The sequence below is a fragment of the Tepidimicrobium xylanilyticum genome, assembly GCF_900106765.1.
GTDB classification, from domain to species: domain Bacteria; phylum Bacillota; class Clostridia; order Tissierellales; family Tepidimicrobiaceae; genus Tepidimicrobium; species Tepidimicrobium xylanilyticum.
In genome coordinates this window covers 147,702-164,193 of record NZ_FNNG01000001.1, presented here as the reverse complement: position 1 = coordinate 164,193, position 16,492 = coordinate 147,702, and the positions used below count along the sequence as shown (strand labels likewise).

At 33.2% G+C, this 16,492-nt stretch carries 16 protein-coding genes and 1 riboswitch; of the genes, 12 read left to right on the top strand and 4 right to left on the bottom strand.

Features of this window, described 5'->3' with window-relative positions; genetic code table 11:
* The first annotated feature begins 10 nt into the window (after positions 1-10).
* The 8 genes from BLV68_RS00670 to BLV68_RS00635 all read left to right on the top strand — a co-directional run bounded on the left by BLV68_RS00670 (position 11) and on the right by BLV68_RS00635 (position 8,924).
* Positions 11-1,357, top strand: coding sequence for a sensor histidine kinase (locus BLV68_RS00670; RefSeq protein ID WP_200773578.1), 1,347 nt, complete (start codon positions 11-13; stop codon positions 1,355-1,357).
* Positions 1,358-1,409: 52 nt separating this feature from the next.
* Positions 1,410-2,567 carry an amidohydrolase gene (locus BLV68_RS00665; protein WP_093749849.1) on the top strand — a complete coding sequence of 386 codons (1,158 nt, stop codon included), beginning with the start codon at positions 1,410-1,412 and terminating at the stop codon, positions 2,565-2,567.
* Between the two features lie 7 nt (positions 2,568-2,574).
* Complete coding sequence (locus BLV68_RS00660; protein WP_093749847.1) at positions 2,575-3,696, top strand: ATP-NAD kinase family protein; 1,122 nt, start codon at positions 2,575-2,577, stop codon at positions 3,694-3,696.
* Between the two features lie 208 nt (positions 3,697-3,904).
* On the top strand, positions 3,905-4,117 hold the full coding sequence (locus BLV68_RS00655; protein WP_093749845.1) for a FeoA family protein: 213 nt from the start codon (positions 3,905-3,907) through the stop codon (positions 4,115-4,117).
* Positions 4,118-4,119: 2 nt separating this feature from the next.
* Positions 4,120-5,877 (top strand): ferrous iron transporter B, encoded by a 1,758-nt coding sequence (locus BLV68_RS00650; protein WP_093749843.1) that lies wholly within the window; start codon positions 4,120-4,122, stop codon positions 5,875-5,877.
* A gap of 8 nt (positions 5,878-5,885) precedes the next feature.
* Complete coding sequence (locus BLV68_RS00645; protein ID WP_093749841.1) at positions 5,886-6,452, top strand: SAM-dependent methyltransferase; 567 nt, start codon at positions 5,886-5,888, stop codon at positions 6,450-6,452.
* Positions 6,453-6,462: 10 nt separating this feature from the next.
* Complete coding sequence (locus BLV68_RS00640; RefSeq protein WP_159428567.1) at positions 6,463-8,016, top strand: flippase-like domain-containing protein; 1,554 nt, start codon at positions 6,463-6,465, stop codon at positions 8,014-8,016.
* Positions 8,017-8,100: 84 nt separating this feature from the next.
* A riboswitch (FMN riboswitch) is annotated at positions 8,101-8,218 on the top strand.
* A 100-nt stretch (positions 8,219-8,318) separates the two neighbouring features.
* Positions 8,319-8,924, top strand: a complete 606-nt coding sequence (locus BLV68_RS00635) for an ECF transporter S component (protein ID WP_093749837.1) — start codon at positions 8,319-8,321, stop codon at positions 8,922-8,924.
* Positions 8,925-8,994: 70 nt separating this feature from the next.
* On the opposite strand, the gene BLV68_RS00630 is transcribed toward BLV68_RS00635, so the two are convergent.
* Together BLV68_RS00630 and BLV68_RS00625 are read right to left on the bottom strand one after the other, a co-directional pair.
* The gene (locus BLV68_RS00630; RefSeq protein ID WP_093749835.1) at positions 8,995-9,552 is read right to left on the bottom strand and encodes a hypothetical protein; all 558 of its coding nucleotides are present in this window, start codon (positions 9,550-9,552) and stop codon (positions 8,995-8,997) included.
* Between the two features lie 308 nt (positions 9,553-9,860).
* The gene (locus BLV68_RS00625; RefSeq protein ID WP_093749833.1) at positions 9,861-10,964 is read right to left on the bottom strand and encodes a hypothetical protein; all 1,104 of its coding nucleotides are present in this window, start codon (positions 10,962-10,964) and stop codon (positions 9,861-9,863) included.
* Positions 10,965-11,454: 490 nt separating this feature from the next.
* On the opposite strand from BLV68_RS00625, the gene tsaE reads away from it, so the two are divergent.
* Genes tsaE through tsaD form a run of 4 tightly spaced genes read left to right on the top strand, consistent with a single transcriptional unit; the run spans position 11,455 to position 14,089 of the window.
* Positions 11,455-11,916: a tRNA (adenosine(37)-N6)-threonylcarbamoyltransferase complex ATPase subunit type 1 TsaE gene (tsaE, locus tag BLV68_RS00620; protein ID WP_093749831.1), complete on the top strand. Its 462-nt coding sequence runs from the start codon at positions 11,455-11,457 to the stop codon at positions 11,914-11,916.
* Positions 11,913-12,608: a tRNA (adenosine(37)-N6)-threonylcarbamoyltransferase complex dimerization subunit type 1 TsaB gene (gene tsaB, locus BLV68_RS00615; RefSeq protein ID WP_093749829.1), complete on the top strand. Its 696-nt coding sequence runs from the start codon at positions 11,913-11,915 to the stop codon at positions 12,606-12,608. Before tsaE ends, tsaB begins: the two co-directional genes overlap by 4 nt.
* 1 nt (position 12,609) lies before the next feature.
* On the top strand, positions 12,610-13,053 hold the full coding sequence (rimI, locus tag BLV68_RS00610; RefSeq protein ID WP_093749827.1) for a ribosomal protein S18-alanine N-acetyltransferase: 444 nt from the start codon (positions 12,610-12,612) through the stop codon (positions 13,051-13,053).
* Positions 13,054-13,069: 16 nt separating this feature from the next.
* Positions 13,070-14,089: a tRNA (adenosine(37)-N6)-threonylcarbamoyltransferase complex transferase subunit TsaD gene (tsaD, locus tag BLV68_RS00605; protein ID WP_093749825.1), complete on the top strand. Its 1,020-nt coding sequence runs from the start codon at positions 13,070-13,072 to the stop codon at positions 14,087-14,089.
* A gap of 161 nt (positions 14,090-14,250) precedes the next feature.
* Here tsaD and BLV68_RS00600 read toward each other — a convergent pair whose 3' ends face one another.
* Positions 14,251-16,158: an ABC-F family ATP-binding cassette domain-containing protein gene (locus BLV68_RS00600; protein ID WP_093749823.1), complete on the bottom strand. Its 1,908-nt coding sequence runs from the start codon at positions 16,156-16,158 to the stop codon at positions 14,251-14,253.
* Positions 16,159-16,248: 90 nt separating this feature from the next.
* Complete coding sequence (locus BLV68_RS00595) at positions 16,249-16,464, bottom strand: hypothetical protein (RefSeq protein WP_093749821.1); 216 nt, start codon at positions 16,462-16,464, stop codon at positions 16,249-16,251.
* Between the last annotated feature and the right edge of the window lie 28 nt (positions 16,465-16,492).

The following is a 16,492-nucleotide window of genomic DNA, read 5'->3' as shown; positions in this document are numbered from 1 at the left end:
GGGGATGTTAATGTGGGATATTAAAAGGCTATTAAATACCAAGAATAAGTTTATTGGTATAATTAGTTCTGGTTTCTATACGGGAAAGAATAATCTTATCGATGATAACGTAAAGGGTTATTTTAAGAATGGTGGAGGTCTAATCATTATATGTTCAAAGAGAAATGAAGAACAGTGTATAAAATATTATGAAGGACATTCTAATTTTAGTATTATCAATTTATTTAATAATAGTCGGTTTGCTTTCATATTTGAGGACAGCTTTTACCATAATGGTAGGGTAGATATAGGTAAATTATTCAATTCAATAGAGAAAAGTCTAGACCTTCTCAAGAAAAGAGGAGCAACCAGAATACAGATTCATATTACTTTCGATTCCTCTTGGAATTCAATAGGAAACAGAAATTTAAAAAATATCTATGGTTGTTTAAAAAAACTAGTAGTGGAAGAAAAAGCTGGAGTAATTATAAGGTATTTAATAGAAGAAATCAACGTTAAATATTTTAATTACGTGTTGGATAATCATGATTTCATATTAATAGATCGAACGGATTACTACGAATGCTTTACACCAAGCCAATTAGCTAGCCAATCCTTATTGCTCTTAACTCAGTCCCATGTAAATGAAAAGGTTATTGAAAAGGATATTTTGAAAAATGAATACTTAGAAACATTAGGAGAAGTAGTAGAAGGTACTATCCACGATATAAACAATCTATTAGTTACCATATTAGGTTATGCTCAATTTTCAGTAATGCTGGACGATATTGAGGAGATAAAGGAATATTTAAGGATAATTTGTAAAACTGCCTCTGATGGGAAAAATGTTATCAACAAAGTAAAGAACCGTATTAAGGGAGATTATGAGTCCTTAAAGAACGTGTATAAATTTAATCACATTATTAATAACTGCATAGATATGGTGAAACACAATTTTAAAACCTCAATAGAAAATGGAAGGGAGTTAAAATTAGTAGTGGATTTGAACTCTAATGGATATGTATTTGTTAATGAATACGATATAAGGCATGCCATAATAAACATCGTACTGAATGGAATAGATGCTATGAAAGATGGAGGGGTATTAACCATTAGAACTTTTGATATTAGAGACAATATAGTATTGGAAATTTCCGATACTGGCATAGGGATGGATGAAGGAACTAAGAGCAAAATATTTAAACCCTATTTTACAACTAAGGGGTCACAAGGTACGGGATTGGGACTTAGTATTGCAAAGAAAGCCTTTGATAAACACAATGGAAGGATATATGTGGAAAGCAAATTAGGTGAGGGAACCAAGTTCACCATTTATTTACCTACTGTTAGCGTAAAAGATAATATTGCTTATATATAAAATAGAGAATATAATGTTAATTAGAGTAACGAAAGAACCTAGGAGGGATATTATGCTTTTTATCAAAAACGGAACCATATACACTATGGCAGGTAGCGTTATAGAAAAGGGTTCTATCTTAATAAAAGATGGGAAGATATTAGAAGTAGGAAAGGATTTGGTGGCCCCATTAGATGCGGAGATAATTGATGCTGAAGGGAAGATGGTATTACCAGGTTTCATCGATGCTCATAGTCATCTAGGAATGTGGGAAGAAGGTATAGGATTTGAAGGTGATGACGGAAACGAAGCGATGGATCCAGTAACTCCCCACTTAAGGGCTATAGATGCGATAAATCCAATGGATATATCTTTTGAAGAAGCATATATGGCTGGGGTTACTTCTGTAGTAACAGGACCTGGTTCTGCTAATGTAATTGGGGGCATGAGTGTAGCTATTAAGACCTATGGAAGAAGAATAGATGATATGATCATCAAAGAACCTATAGCTATGAAGATTGCCTTTGGGGAAAATCCTAAGAGAGTCTACTATGGACAGAAAAAATCCCCCATGACTAGGATGGCAACAGCAGCTATTCTTAGGGAAAGCCTATACAAGGCTAAAAGTTATTTGGAGAAAAAGGAACTAGCTAAAGATGACCCATCTAAAATGCCAGAATTCGATATAAAGATGGAAGCCCTAGCTAAGGTGTTGAAGAAGGAAATACCTCTTAAAGCCCATGCTCACAGGGCAGATGACATATTTACAGCCTTGAGGATTGCCAAGGAATTCGATGTAGATATTACATTAGACCATTGTACAGAAGGCCATCTAATAGCAGATTATTTGGCGGAAGAAGGAAAAGGGGCTATTGTAGGACCAACCCTATCCAATAGGTCTAAGTTTGAGCTTAAGAATTTAACGTTCAATACTCCAAGAATTCTACATGAAGCTGGTGTAAAGATTGCAATAACTACCGATTCTCCCGTTATACCATTGCAGTATCTTCCTATATGTGCAGGATTAGCTCATAAATTTGGTTTAGATGAGATGGAAGCCTTAAAGGCCATTACAATCAATGCAGCCGAAATTGTTGGAATTGATGACAGAGTGGGTAGTATAGAGGTAGGCAAGGATGCAGATATTATTATAGTTGAAGGAAATCCAATTAAAGATATAGACTATAAGACCTATATGACCATTATAAATGGGGAAATAGTGTATAGATAATAGAGAGGTGAATATTTTGAAGCTAGGATTCATAGTAAATCCTATAGCAGGAATGGGAGGAAGAGTAGGATTAAAAGGTACTGATGGTAAGGAGGTTCTAATGAAGGCAATAGAACTGGGGGCTGTTCCTGAATCTCCAAATAAGGCTAAGAAAGCCCTAGAAGTGTTGAAATCAGTTAAAGATGAAATTAAGTTGTTTACTGGGCCTGGACCGATGGGAGAAGATGAAGCCCTTGAACTGGGTTTTAATCTACAGGTAATTGGAGAGGCAAAGGAAAATTATACTTCAAGGGATACGGAAATAATAGCAGAACGAATGGTGGATGAGGGGGTAGACCTTCTGTTATTTGCAGGCGGTGATGGAACTGCAAGAAATATCTACAATGTAGTTGGGGATAAAATCCCAGTTATAGGAATTCCTGCTGGCGTTAAGATCCATTCTGGAGTTTATGCCAACCATCCTAGTTCTGCTGGCAAGGTTGCTTTAAAGTATATTCAAGGTGAAGACTTGAATTTAAAGGAAATGGAAGTAATGGATATTGATGAGGAGGCCTTTAGAGAAGGCCAAGTTACAGCTAAATTATATGGCTATATGAAGGTTCCTTTTGAACCAGAGCTGGTTCAGAACCAAAAATCTGGAGGAATTGCCGGAGAAGAAGCAGCATTAGATGGGATCTCGGATAAAATAATTGAACAGATGGAAGAGGATGTAGTTTATATAATCGGCTCAGGTACCTCTACTAGACCTATAATGGAAAAATTGGGCTTAACCAATACCCTCTTAGGAGTGGATATAATCAAAAATAAGAAATTATTAGCCTCTGATGCCAATGAAAAAGAGATTCTCAAGCATATTGATGGCAATAAGGCCAAGATAATAGTTACCATAATAGGAGGACAAGGCTATATATTTGGCAGGGGAAATCAACAGATTAGTGCAGAAGTAATTAAAAGGGTTGGAAAGGAAAATATAATAATAATTGCTTCTAAGCAAAAGCTTTTATCATTAGAGGGAAGACCATTACTGGTAGATACAGGAGACGATGAGGTGAATAAAATGTTTAATGGATATATGAAGGTTAGGACTAGTTATACGGAAGAAGCTATCCACAAGGTAAAAGGTCTTTAATTCACATATGTATTTTGAGCTTAATAGGGCAGAGAAAATCTCTGTCCTATTAATATTTTTTGATTAGTATTGTCAATGAAAATAATTTAAGTTCTGGATGTCCAAATTTCCTTAAATGAAGCAAATATTATTGACAAAAGCTTTGCAAAGTGGTATTATTGATAACGACAATCAATATCATATCTTATATAATTGGGAGGGGTAGGAAATGGTACTAGATAACTGTGTAAAGAGTAAAGATTACATTATTCATGAAGTACCTAATATGCATTTATTAAAATCTTTAGGAATTAGAAAAGGGGTTAAATTTCAGGTACAGACCAAACAACCTCTACAAGGACCTGTGGTGATTAAAGTAGGCAATAGAAGTATAGCTGTAGATAAATCCTTAGCAAAACAAATAGAAGTACAGGAGGTATAATCATGAGCTGTCATTCAGAGCAAGTCGTTCCTGTATCTTCAGAAGATAAGATAAAGATATTATTAATGGGCAATCCTAATGTTGGTAAGAGCGTTATTTTTTCTAAACTTACGGGGGTTCATGTTACCAGTTCTAATTATGTGGGTACTACTGTAGATTATACCTACGGGGATGTAAATTACAAAAATAAGAAGGGTGTAATCATAGACGTACCAGGTACCTATTCCTTAGAGGCCAGTTCAGAAGCTGAAAGGGTAGCAACTAGTTTTTTAGAAGAGGGTGCTGATGTTATAATCTGTGTTTTAGATGCTACCAATTTAGCAAGGAATCTAGATTTAGCCCTTAGCTTAAGGGAATATCCAATACCCATAGTATATTCTTTAAACCTAATCGATGTGGCAGAAAGAGATGGGATTAAAATAGATAAGGATAAATTAGAAGTGATGTTAAAAGCACCAGTTATTCCTACTGTGGCCATTAAAAACAAGGGGCTTAGAGAATTATTGGATAGGGCCTTTTCCCTATGTGGACAGAAGGCAGAGACTTTTCCCAAGCAAAGTGAAGATGAAAGATGGGCAACCATTAATGAAATTACCAATGAAGTGCAAAGTTATGAATATAAAGAGCCAACTTTCATTCAAAAGTTAGAGTATTTAACCCTAAAACCTTGGCCTGGAATACCTATAGCCTTGTTGGTGTTAATATTATCTTTAGGAGTAGTAGTTGGTGGTGGGAAAGCATTAAGAGCTTTAATACTTCTACCACTTGTAAACAACGTGATTACTCCTTTTTTTACAAGAATAGTCAGTTTTATTGTACCAGAAGGGATTTTTAGAAATCTACTGGTTGGGGAGTTTGGAATATTGAAGATAGGTATTGAATGGCCCTTTGCCTTGATACTGCCTTATGTATTTTTATTCTATGTAGTATTTTCATTCTTAGAGGACAGCGGTTATCTACCTAGAATAGGCGTTTTGGCTGATGGTGCCCTTAAGAAAATTGGGGTACAAGGTGGTAACATTATTCCTATGATGTTAGGATATGGTTGTGCAGTGCCAGCAATACTTGGAACTAGAGCTGCTACTACCTATAAGGAAAGAATTATGGTGGCTACCTTAGTATCATTTGCCATACCTTGTGCTTCGCAAAGTGGTGCATTTTTTGCACTCTTGGGGGATAAATCCTTTTTAGCCTTAATACTGGTATATTTGCTTTCATTTATGACCTTATTTACTGTGGGAATCATAATGGACAAAGTCATCAAGGGGAAAGGACAGCCTATGCTTTTAGAGATACCCAATTTACTGCTACCCGATAGAACGTCTTATTTCAAAAAATTGAAAATTAGGATGAAGCATTTCTTAATGGATGCTGAAGGGCCAATGTTTGTTGGGATAGGAATAGCCGCACTAGTTGCAGAGACTGGAGTATTAAATTCTATCAGCACTATGATAGGACCTTTAGTTGAAGGCTGGTTGGGATTACCGAAGGAAGCAAGCCTTTCCTTATTGCTGGGGATAATAAGAAGGGAATTGGCGGTTTTGCCATTATTAGAGCTTGATTTAAGCACATTGCAGTTGTTAGTAGGTTCTGTAGTTGCTCTATTCTATCTTCCATGTCTTGCAGTATTTGGAGTACTGACTAAGGAATTTTCTTTAAAGGTTTCATTGGGAATTGGTGTAGCTACTATTACCTCAGCCTTTCTATTTGCTGGATTAATTAATCAGATAGGATCTCTTATATTAGCATTAGTTGGGTAGGTGAAAATATGATCATTGCTTGGACCAGTTGGATGGAAAAGCGGATTTCCTTTTCCGAAACATTAGTCAATCTTTACAATAAATATTATGAAAGATTAGTAAAAAATGAGGTAGAAATTGCAGGCATAAAAGATGGTGATAAGGTATTGTGCATTGGTGGTGGATCCATCCCATGCACTGCCCTTCAAATGGCTAAATTAACAGATGCAAAGATTCATGTATTAGATATAGATGAGGAAGCGGTTGAAAGAGCAAGGTATATAGTGGAAAAGTTGGGCTTAGAGGATAAGATTAAAGTAATTTGGGGAAATGGGGAAGTGATAGAGCCTTCTGATTATGATGTAATCCACATTGCTCTTCAGGTCCAATCTAAAGATGAGGTTTTTGAAAATATATTGAGCAAATCCAAAAGAGGAACTAGGATTATAATACGTAATCCTAAAAAAAGTAGGAGGGTCTTTTACTCAAATATTTCAAATAAATTATTAGTCCTATGTAAGGATTGTATGAAAAATTGTAGTTTAAATTGTTATAATCCTAATATGGACGAAATTATGTTAGTGGTTAAGAATTAAGGTAATGCCCATGAAAAGGTATCTAGCATATATATTGGGATTTGCTATATTTGTTTATTTAGTTATAAATATGGATTTTAAAGGCCTATTAATCTTTGCCAGAACAATTTCCTTAAAGATAGTATTACTCCTATTATCTTTACAGATTATGACTATTATGCTATTGGGAATCCAGTGGAAATTGATTATTTCCTGGATAAGAAAGGATATTAGATTTTATGATGCCTTAAAGATTAATCTTAAAGGCAATATTGTAGATGCTCTCTCCCCGGGAGTAAAGGTGGGGGGAGAGCTTGCAAGAGTATATGAAATTAAAAATGCACTTAATATGGAAATGGGAGAAGCCATTTTAGTTGTTGGATTGCAGAAGACCCTTTCCATTACTAGTTTTATTTTTTTAGTAATATTTAGCTTAATATGGCTTTATATTACTACAGCAGGGAATAACTTGTATTTTAGGGCTTTCCTTGTTCCGATATTGGTATTTTTAATAATACTAATGGGATTTATATTTTTTTTCCTACGTATAGATCTGGAAAGAACTAAGAAAGTATTAAAAAAGATAAGGATTAAAGATGCAAAGAAAGAGAAAATCTATAATTGGGTTAGCCAATATAGAAATAATTTGAATAAGATGCTGGAAAATAAAGGGAAATTCTATTTTCAATTGTTGCTGGGCATTTCTATATGGCTTTTGTTTGCAGTTAAGTTGGCAATATTAATCAGAGGATATAATATAAGCATCGACTTTATTTCTGCTGCTGCTATAACCTACTTAACCTATATAATAGGCATGCTTCCCTTACTTCCAGGAGGAATTGGAAGCTTTGAAACTAGCATGGTAGGGCTGTTAGCTCTAAAGGGCATAGAAGTGGGAAATGGAATAGCCATTTCAGTAGTATTTAGGTTTGTAACCTTTTGGTTTGAATTTTTGATGAGTTTCTTAATATTATTTTTTGATAAAGTTTTTAAACTTCTAACAATAAGGAATGATATAAATATGTTAAAGGTACAAATTAAAGAAGATAAAAAATATTTCCTCCCTTCCCTTATAACCTATACCAATATGCTATTTGGGATCATAGCCATATGGTTAAGCTCTACCAGAGAAGTGAAAAATATAAAGGTTTCCTGCATATTGGTAATATTAGCAGCAATAGTGGATAAAATAGATGGATTAGTTGCCAGAAAATTTAACTTAACCAGCAGCTTTGGAAGAGAATTAGATTCTCTATGCGATTTATTATCATTTGGATTAGCTCCGGTAGTCATTTGGTGGAATTTAAATGGCGGATATTTAAAGATGCTGGAATTAGTAATATCCATATTATTTGTTGGAGCAGGAATATTCAGATTGGCGCGATTCAACATAGATGAGGACTATGAGTACATTAAAGGGCTTCCCATAACACTAGCAGGAAGTTTCTTTGCTATTAAACACTTAATAGATATAAACTATAGAATCCAATCGAATATCCCATTATTTAATGAAAATGTCATAATTCTTACTCTATTATCCGTATTCATGGTAAGTAGGTTTAGAATCAAAAGGCCCAGCATTTAGAAATTGAAATGGGTATTTTGAAGAGTATAAATCAAATAAAGAATTTATTGACAATTAATAAAAATTATACTATACTTAATTTGGATAAATCTTCAGGGCGAGGTGCAATTCCTCACCGGCGGTATAGCCCGCGAGCCATTTATTGGTTGACTTGGTGAAATTCCAAGGCCGACAGTGAAAGTCTGGATGGGAGAAGATTATAGTGCATTATTGTGTAATTTTCATATGCATTCTAGCCCCGAAGTAATATTCGGGGCTTATTTTGTCCTCCCTGAAGAAATAAATTTATGGAGGGGTTTTTTATGTACACATTGAATAAAGAATTATTAAACACAAAGACCATGGTAAAAATCTCAGTATTGGCTGTAATAGCTTTAATACTGATGCTACTTGATTTTCCCCTATGGTTTGCTCCTAGTTTTTTAAAGTTTGATATTTCCGACGTACCAGCACTAATAGGTTCCTTTGCTTTAGGTCCAATGGCAGGAGTATTAGTACAACTGGTAAAAAACCTATTGAATCTGCTAATCGAAGGCTCAAGTACTGGAGGGGTAGGGGAACTAGCTAATTTTGTTGTAGGTAGCATTTATGTCTACACAGCAGGCCTATTCTACTACAAGGATAAAACCTTCAAAAATGCAATAATTGGAATGTCTATAGGAGTATTAGTAATGACAGCAGCCATGTCGACAATTAATTATTACATCATGATTCCTTTCTATGCAAAGTTGTTTGGACTACCCATAGACAAGATTGTGGCAATGGGTTCTGCAGTGAATAAATATGTAGTAGACTATAAAAGCTTAATACTATATGCAATAGTACCATTCAATTTATTTAAAGGTATTATAGTTACTTTGGTAACTTTATTGATATATAAGCGAGTATCACCTATATTGAAGAAATAGACTATTTAACCACTGACTAATATTATCAATATTTATGAATAAATAGGGACATATTGTATATAATATGTCCCTATTTTATTGCTACTTTGTAGTTGTTTATCTCAAGTTCATTTACTAATCCACTTTTTTTCATATCATCAAAAGTATACATTTTATAAAGAGTAAATCCATCTTTATCAGTAGAAATATAGTTATCTTCTATCCATAGGCCCCATTTTTCAATATCATTCTTTATTGTTTTTAAAGTTTCATGGTCTATTTGATCAATTAAACTTACTGATTCTAGGAATAGGTTGTAGTAGTTATTAATTAATGAAGTAATTTCCTTTAAATTTTCTTTTTGTTTTTCCTTAGAATATACCTTATTATATGCATTGTTATAACTGCTTAAGGCAATTTCAAATTCCCTTGATGTATTGAGTAAAGATTTGATATAAAGCTTATTGATATTGTTAATATCATTATCATATTTTTCTAAATTTGCTACTATAGATAATAATGCCGTATGATGTTTTCTCAATTCATCAGTAATATAAATTTTATCGCTTTTTGTTTTTTTATAGATAGATGTAGAGAATAATATTATTGCTATTAAAGAAAGAGTAATAAATAGGATTTTTTTATTCATATTAACACCTCTAATAAAACAAATAACTATCAAAATAATAATATGAATTTTATTCATTAATAATATTAATAATATTATACAAATTAATAATATCATATAAAACAGCAATAAAAAGAATTTAATAAGTATAATATTTTGAAATTATCATGACAGTTAGCTAGCTTTATCGATTGCATTTTATATATTCATATGCGATTATTATAACTGTATAATAGTTAATAATAACGTAACAAATAGTCAATCAGATAACTTAATACATAAACAACCCATAATTAAATTTAATTATGGGTTGTTTATGTATATTTTACCTATTTGTAAGAACCTCTTAATGTATAGCTATCCCAATCTATTATTGTATGGTGATTGACTAAAAATATATCGTATTCAAAATCAGCAGTTATATAATGTGTACCACTATATGGTGCAGTTTCTTCAATAGAATAAAATACTTGATGAGAATCTCCTACTTCTAAAGTTGGGGTTTCATTGAGAACACTCATTAATTTATATTGTCTTGAAGCAGAACCTGGTATTGCAATAGATCCTGAACTATTATAAGATTTTCCACTATAATTTATACTAATAGGTCCATATCCATATCCCCACTCAATAGTAAATTTAGGGCTTGGGTAGTTAGTATATGTATCCCATTCTAATCTTCTAAAAACATCATCATTATTGCTATCTAATCTTATGCTAATATCTGCATTTGTAACACCTAACATTGGAACATCATCTACAAGACTACCACCATAGTATACTCTCTGATCATCGATAAATATTAATGCTTCTCCAGTTGTTTCATTCCTAAACAAGTCTCTTGTATATAATTCAAGTATAATATCAACTTCATACTCGTAACTAAAATCTTCGTATGAATATGTTAGAGTTCTTGAAACTCTATTTGGGTAACTATTTATATCAATAGATTTATTGCTTTTATCTTTAACAATTGGTTTATATACTTTTGTCCACCAATGTTCTATCGATAATAATTTATTATCATAATCCTTATAAACTGATTGCGATATTTCTTTAATAATTTCTTTTGGTATTTCAAATTCAAAGGTATAATAAATGTCATCGTTTTTTAAATAAAGTAAGAAAATATTTTCATTTATTGTTTCATTATTTAATAACAAATTATAATTATTAGGTAATTTGAGAAATATACCAGTATGAATTACTTCAAAATTTCCTTCAATATCTTTAGAATCAATTAATAACTTTTCATCATGAATACGTGATTGATATATTGTTCCTAATAAATTAAATTTTTTATTATCAATCTCTCCTGATAAAATTAACTCTGATCCAGATATTGAAAAATTATTAATTAGTAATTCTGAGTTTTCATATCTTGTTTCGTTAGGAGTTAACATTTTAAATGATTTTGCTCCGATAAATTTCATATTTTTATTAACTTCGTCTATTTGTTGAATATCTCCGATAGTTATAAAATTACTTTTGCAGCAAAACTAGGAAATACATTAACAAAAATAATTAAAATCGTTAATAAAGTAATTAGTAGTTTTTTCATAATGTTATCCCCCTTTTTTATATTTTTACTTTCTGAGGATAGTTTATCATAAGTTTTAAGAAAAAATTGTAGAATCTTGGCATGAAGGTAAAAAAATTTACCATTAGTATTTATAAATATAAAGATACTTAAAGAATAACTTAATAAGAGCATATTAAAGTAATCAAAAATTTAGCATTAAGATAATAGATATATTCTAATTGTGGCACTATTTATCTTAGAAACTTAAATGTAGAAAAGAAGTTACTATAATTAACTATAAAGTTGATAAGATCAGGAACATGTTAAGTGAACTGTCAATTGTTAATTGACAAAACAAATGATATAATAATACTTAGTTTAAGTATAGGAAGGTTGATTGGATGGTTACAATAGTATTAAAAGGGCTTAGAGATACTGAGGAATTTGGAGAAAGATTGGGCAACATACTAAAAGGTGGAGATGTTCTATCTTTAACAGGAGATCTAGGGGCAGGCAAGACAACTCTTACTAAATCCATTGGCAAGGGTTTAGGAGTGGAAGAATACATAACCAGTCCCACTTTTGCCCTGATAAACGAATATAATGGTAGAGTAAAAGTATACCACTTTGATGTATATAGATTGGATAATGTAGACGATCTATACGACTTAGGCTTTGAAGATTATTTCTATTCCGATGGAGTTACCATTGTAGAATGGGGAGATAGAATCAGTGAACTTCTACCAGAAGAAACAATCCATATACACATTGAGAAGGGAAAGGAACTGGATGAAAGAATAGTTACCATTTCTGGAGAAGGAGAAAGATACAGTCAAATAGTTAAGGAGTTGAGAGAAATTTGAAAGTATTAGCTGTAGACACATCCACAGTAATAGCAACTTGTGCTGTTTTAGATGAGGAGAATTTGTTAGGGGAATTTTCCTTAAATCAGAACTTTGGACATTCTGAGAATTTGGTTCCCATGGTGAAAACCCTTTTGGAAAACTTGAACTTAAAGGTATCTGATATAGATCTGTATGCAGTAGCAACAGGCCCTGGTTCCTTTACAGGCCTTAGGATTGGAATTGCTACTGTTAAGGCCTTTGCCCACGTATATAACAAGCCTATTGTTGGGATATCCACTTTAGAAGGACTAGCCTTTAATGTTAGAACAAGCGGTATAATTGTTCCTATGATAGATGCGAGGAGAAATAGGGTATATACTGGCATTTATAGGTGGAATCAGGATAAGCTTATAAATATATTAGAGCCTACCACCATGGATATAGATGAACTGCTAGAATTATTGAATAAGGAGCATAATAATATTATGGTAAGCGGCAATGGAGCCTTGCTTTATAGAGAGATTATAAAAGACAGGCTTAAGGATAAAGTGAGGTTTGCTCCGATAAGCTTAAATAGCCCTAGGGCAGCAAGCATTGCAGAGCTAGCCCTGTTAAAACATGCTGAAAACAAAGATAATTATTATAATCTAGTTCCTGAATATTTAAAGGAATCTCAAGCCCAACAAAATTTAAGAAAGAGGGAAAGCTAGTATGGAAATATCCATTCGTGAAATGAGGGAAGAAGATTTAGATCGAGTAATGGAGATTGAGGCAGAAACCTTCAACCCTCCTTGGTCTAGGGAGGCCTTTTTATTAGAATTAACCAAAAATATATTGGCCAAGTATATAGTAGTATTGGCGGATGGAGAAATCGCAGGATATGGAGGAGTTTGGCTTATAATAGATGAGGGTCATATAACTAATATTGCTATCGATAAAAAATATAGAGGGTTAGGTTTAGGCAAAGCACTATTAGAAGGGCTAATCCAAATATGCGTTGACAGGAATATAAGAGCCATAACCTTAGAGGTTCGAAAATCCAACGAAGTAGCCAAATCCCTCTATAAAAAATATGGATTTATAGAATATGGGATTAGACCTAATTATTATCACGATAATAATGAAGATGCGATTATAATGTGGAAAAGCATCTAATATAAGAGGTGAAAACATGAATGAAGATATAATAACATTGGCTATAGAGACTTCCTGTGATGAAACTTCCTGTGCGGTGTTAAGAAATGGCAGGGAGGTTTTATCAAATATTATCTCCTCTCAAATTGAAATCCATCAGAAATTTGGAGGAGTAGTACCCGAAGTGGCATCTAGAAAGCATATAGAAAACATCAATATCATAATCCAACAGGCTCTGGAAAAGGCTGGTGTTACTTTTAAGGATGTAGACTTAGTAGGAGTAACCCAAGGCCCAGGTCTGGTGGGTGCTCTACTTGTGGGTATATCTAGCGCAAAGGCCATAGCTTATGCACTTAACAGGCCCCTAGTGGGAGTAAACCATATAGAAGGACATGTCTGCGCTAACTATATAGAGTTTAAGGATTTAGAGCCTCCATTTACCTGCTTAATAGTTTCTGGAGGGCATACCTATCTAGTTCAGGTAGAAGGATATACTAAGTATGAACTGGTGGGAAGAACCAGAGATGATGCAGCAGGAGAAGCTTTCGATAAAGTGGCTAGAGCTTTAGGTTTGCCATATCCAGGAGGACCTATAATTGATAAATTGGCCAAAGAAGGAAATAATTTAGCTATCGATTTTCCTAGGGTATTTTTAGAGCCTAATAGCTATGATTTTAGCTTTAGTGGGTTAAAAACTGCAGTATTAAATTATTTGAACCAAGCAAAGCAAAAGGGAGAAAAGATAATAGTAGAAGATGTGGCTGCTAGTTTCCAACAAGCGGTAATAGAGGTTCTTGTGGAAAAGTCCATTAAATTGGCAAAGGAAAGAAAATCCCATAAGATAGTGATGGCTGGAGGAGTAGCAGCAAATGAGGGGCTACGAAATTTAATGAAAAATAGAGGAAAAGAAGAAGGAATTGAAATCTATTATCCTTCAAGAGTTCTTTGTACTGATAATGCAGCCATGATTGGTTCTGCTGCCTATTTTAACTATATCAATGGAAATATTTCTAATTTCCATCTAAACGTGGAGCCAAATTTAGAGTTAAAAGGATGATTATTAACAATATTTCCACATTATCGCCACAAAAGGAGTTTAGTTTACAATAAGTACTTGTGGATAATGTGGAAATCTTCATTTAAGGTCTAAAAAACGGGACAAGCTCTTGTGGATAAATCTGTGGATTCTGTGAATAAATTGGGGAAAATCTGGGGATACTAAAATTCTGTTATTTTTATCCAAGTATCATATAGGGAATCCAGCTCTTGCTGTAATTTTTCCCTTTGCTTAGTCAATTCAACGACTTTATCTGGGTCTTCATAAAGCTCTGGGTCGCATAACAACTCGTCCAATTCTTCTATTCTACCTTCCATTTCTTCGATGGATTTTTCTATAGCAAATATCTCTTCCTTTCTCTTTTTTTCTTGGGCTAATTTTTCCCTTTCCTTTTTTCTTTCCAATTTAATCTGAGTTTTGGTTTTAAAATCCTCTTCTTCTTCAATTTCCACTTGGTTTTTCTTCTCAAGGTAATAATCGTAATTGCCCATATACTCTGTAATTCCTTTTTCTGATAGCTCTAAGATCTTATCTGTAACCTTATTTAAAAAATAGCGATCATGGGATATTACCAAAAGGGTTCCCTCATAATCCTGAAGGGCATCTTCCAGTACCTCCTTAGAGTATATATCCAAATGGTTAGTAGGCTCATCCATCATGAGAAAATTTGCCTTAGAAAGCATCAACTTTAAAAGTGCTAACCTTCCTCTTTCTCCACCGCTTAGTTCTTCTATTTCTTTGAAAATATCGTCACCTATAAAGAGGAATCGGCTGAGGATAGAACGGATTTGGAAGTGATCAAACTTTGGGTTTTCATCCCATATTTCGTCTATTACAGTTTTACTTAAATTTAGATTAGACTGTTCTTGGTCAAAATAGCCTATATGGACATGATGTCCTAGTATGATATTTCCTGAATCATAGGGAATTTTGCCTAAAATTATTTTAAATAAGGTGGTCTTTCCTATTCCATTAGGGCCTATTAATCCTACCTTTTCACCTCTATAGATGGTAAAATCAATATTCTTTAACAGTTCAAATCCATTGAAGGATTTTCCAATCCCTTCTACCCTTAGTACATCCTTGCCGCTTTTTATTTTAGGTTCAAAGGATATTTTTATCTTTTTATTATCGACAGGTTTATCTAGGGTTTTCATCTTATCCAATAATTTTTGCCTGCTTTGGGCCTGTCTTATATACCTTTGACCTCCATAATTGGAAAAGCGCCTAATGATTTCTTCCTGTCTTTTGATTTCCTTCTGCTGATTTTCATAAGTTTTCTTTAATAGTTCCAGCTCCTTTTTCCTTTCCGTCATAAATCTAGAATAGTTGGTATTATATACTTTCAGCTTCCTATTTTCCAAGAGGAATATTCTATTTACCACATTATCCAAAAAATATCTATCATGGGATATTACTAAAATAGCTCCTCTATATTCTTTAAGATAGGATTCAAGCCAATTAATAGCCTCAATATCTAAATGGTTAGTAGGCTCGTCTAATAACAGGAGATCAGGCTTTTCTAATAATAGCTTAGCAAGAGAAAGTCTTGCCTTTTGCCCGCCACTTAATATATCTGCCTGTTTGTCAAATTCATCTTCTTTAAACCCCAGTCCTTTTAGTACTCCTTTAATTTCGCTTCTATAGCCATATCCATTTGATTCATTAAATTTCTCCAGCAAATAGGAGTATTCATTCATCAATTTATCTAATTCCTTTGATAGACCTTCGCTGCTCTTAATGCTAATCTCTTTTTCTAATTTCCTTAACCTTAATTCCATTTCAATTAAGGGACTAAATACCTGAAGGCATTCCTCAAAAACTGTTCTATTGCTTTCAAAATTACTGTGCTGCTTTAAATATCCAATTTTCAAATCCTTTCTAATATAAATGTCTCCGCTATCTTTGGGGGTTTCTCCTGCTAAAATATTAAGTAGCGTGGTCTTACCTGACCCATTAAGTCCTATTAATCCAATTTTATCTCCATCTTCTATATTAAAGCTAATATCTTCCAATATCTGATCTATTACATAAGTTTTACTTATATTATTGCACGTTAAAATGATCATAATCCATCTCCTGCCCTATTCATTAAGATTTTGATCCTATTATAGATTAATTCTATCAAAAAAAGAAGGCCTTTTAAAGGGGGAGGCCTACTAGGATTTTAAGTCATGTTCCATTGCTAAGCTGCTTAAAACTTTATCTATCAAATCCAGTTCGCACTTTCTTTCCTCGGTATAGTGGGAGCAATTTTCGCAGCTTTCAAATTTCTCTTCATATATTTGGGAAGTCATATTAAGAGAGTTTCTATCTTTAGGTTTGTATGAATCACAATATATGGCAATTTTCCTCAATTGTTCTTTGCTGGCCATAAAATCCTCCTTCTAAGTTTGTTAATAA

Coding starts and splice junctions, on each gene's coding strand:
- BLV68_RS00625 (WP_093749833.1), bottom strand. CDS start 10,964: ATGAAATTTATCGGAGCAAAATCATTTAAAATGTTAACTCCTAACGAA.
- BLV68_RS00600 (WP_093749823.1), bottom strand. CDS start 16,158: ATGATCATTTTAACGTGCAATAATATAAGTAAAACTTATGTAATAGAT.
- BLV68_RS00635 (WP_093749837.1), top strand. CDS start 8,319: ATGTACACATTGAATAAAGAATTATTAAACACAAAGACCATGGTAAAA.
- BLV68_RS00650 (WP_093749843.1), top strand. CDS start 4,120: ATGAGCTGTCATTCAGAGCAAGTCGTTCCTGTATCTTCAGAAGATAAG.
- BLV68_RS00665 (WP_093749849.1), top strand. CDS start 1,410: ATGCTTTTTATCAAAAACGGAACCATATACACTATGGCAGGTAGCGTT.
- BLV68_RS00670 (WP_200773578.1), top strand. CDS start 11: ATGTGGGATATTAAAAGGCTATTAAATACCAAGAATAAGTTTATTGGT.
- rimI (WP_093749827.1), top strand. CDS start 12,610: ATGGAAATATCCATTCGTGAAATGAGGGAAGAAGATTTAGATCGAGTA.
- BLV68_RS00595 (WP_093749821.1), bottom strand. CDS start 16,464: ATGGCCAGCAAAGAACAATTGAGGAAAATTGCCATATATTGTGATTCA.
- BLV68_RS00645 (WP_093749841.1), top strand. CDS start 5,886: ATGATCATTGCTTGGACCAGTTGGATGGAAAAGCGGATTTCCTTTTCC.
- BLV68_RS00630 (WP_093749835.1), bottom strand. CDS start 9,552: ATGAATAAAAAAATCCTATTTATTACTCTTTCTTTAATAGCAATAATA.
- BLV68_RS00655 (WP_093749845.1), top strand. CDS start 3,905: ATGGTACTAGATAACTGTGTAAAGAGTAAAGATTACATTATTCATGAA.
- tsaE (WP_093749831.1), top strand. CDS start 11,455: ATGGTTACAATAGTATTAAAAGGGCTTAGAGATACTGAGGAATTTGGA.
- tsaD (WP_093749825.1), top strand. CDS start 13,070: ATGAATGAAGATATAATAACATTGGCTATAGAGACTTCCTGTGATGAA.
- BLV68_RS00640 (WP_159428567.1), top strand. CDS start 6,463: ATGAAAAGGTATCTAGCATATATATTGGGATTTGCTATATTTGTTTAT.